Source organism: Pseudomonas sp. AOB-7 (assembly GCF_003696305.1).
Lineage (GTDB): Bacteria > Pseudomonadota > Gammaproteobacteria > Pseudomonadales > Pseudomonadaceae > Aquipseudomonas.
The window spans coordinates 1-1,564 of record NZ_RFFK01000038.1; the positions used below are offsets into that span (position 1 = coordinate 1).

Sequence of the window (1,564 nt, forward strand, 5' to 3'; positions counted from 1 at the left end):
GCGCCGATCTCGTTGGGGTTGCCCTTGGCGCGGTCCAGCACCCAGGCGGTCAGCTCATCCAGGTTCTGCACGGCAGCCGCCAGCGGCTTGGTGAACTCGTCGAGATTGGCATCGGCCGAAGCGATGAAGGCCTTGATCTCGTCGGCCAGGTGCTTGTAGTAGCTGCCGCCGCTGCCGACTATCTTGCGCCCCATCAGGTCCAGCGACTGGATGCCGTTGGTGCCTTCGTAGATCTGGGTGATGCGGCAGTCGCGCACCAGCTGCTCCTGGCCCCACTCGCGGATAAAGCCGTGGCCGCCGAAGATCTGCTGGCCGTGCACGGTGGTTTCCAGCGCCATGTCGGTGAGGAAGGCCTTGGCCACCGGGGTCAGCAGCGCCACCAGTTCCTCGGCGCGCTTGGCGGTGTCCTTGTCCTCGCTGTACTTGGCGGTATCCAGCTGCATGGCGACGTAGCTGGAGAAGGCGCGACCGCCCTCGTTCAGCGCCTTCATGGTCAGCAGCATGCGGCGCACGTCCGGGTGCACGATGATCGGATCAGCAGCTTTGTCCTTGGCCACCGGGCCGGTCGGCGCGCGGCTCTGGATGCGCTCGCGGGCGTATTCCACGGCGCTCTGGTAGCTGCGCTCGCCCAGGGCCAGGCCCTGGATGCCGACGCCCAGGCGCTCGTAGTTCATCATGGTGAACATGGCCGCCAGGCCCTTGTTCACTTCGCCGACCAGGTAGCCGGTGGCGCCGTCGAAGTTCATCACGCAGGTGGCCGAGGCCTTGATGCCCATCTTGTGCTCGATGGAGCCGCAGGAAACGGCGTTCTTCTCGACCAGCGAGCCGTCGGCACCCACCATCACCTTGGGCACCAGGNTTCGATCGAGCCGCAGCCCAGGGCGTTCTTCTCGCCCAGCGAGCCATCGGCACCCACCATCACCTTGGGCACCAGGAACAGCGAGATGCCCTTCGGCCCGGCCGGTGCGTCCGGCAGCTTGGCCAGCACCAGGTGGATGATGTTCTCGGTCAGGTCGTGTTCCCCGCCGGTGATAAAGATCTTGGTGCCACTGATCTTGTAGCTACCATCGGCCTGGGGTTCGGCCTTGGTGCGGATGATGCCGAGGTCGGTGCCGGCGTGCGGCTCGGTCAGGCACATGGAACCGGCCCAGACGCCGGCATACATGTTCGGCAGGTACTGCGCCTTGAGCGCTTCGCTGGCGTGGTTGAGGATCGACAGGCAGGCGCCGGCGGTGAGCATCGGGTACAGGCCGAAGGACAGGTTGGCCGAGTTGACCATTTCCTCGACCTGGGCGCCGATCACCTTGGGCATGCCCATGCCGCCGAACTCCGGCGAGCCGCCGACACCGACCCAGCCACCCTCGGCGTAGGTCTGGTAGGCCTCGGGGAAGCCGGCCGGGGTTTTCACCGCGCCGTTGTCCCAGGAGCAGCCCTCTTCATCACCGCTGCGGTTGAGCGGGGCGATGCTGCCGGCGGTGACCTTGCCGGCTTCTTCGAGGATGGCGCTGGCGGTGTCGGCATCGACCACCTCGGCCAGGGCCGGCAGCTCGGCCCAGAGCTTGGA

General features: G+C 66.6%; 1 pseudogene. It reads right to left on the reverse strand.

Going from position 1 to position 1,564, the window contains the following annotated elements:
- Positions 1-1,564 (reverse strand): annotated as a pseudogene (locus EA796_RS22880) (acyl-CoA dehydrogenase); the annotation flags it as partial.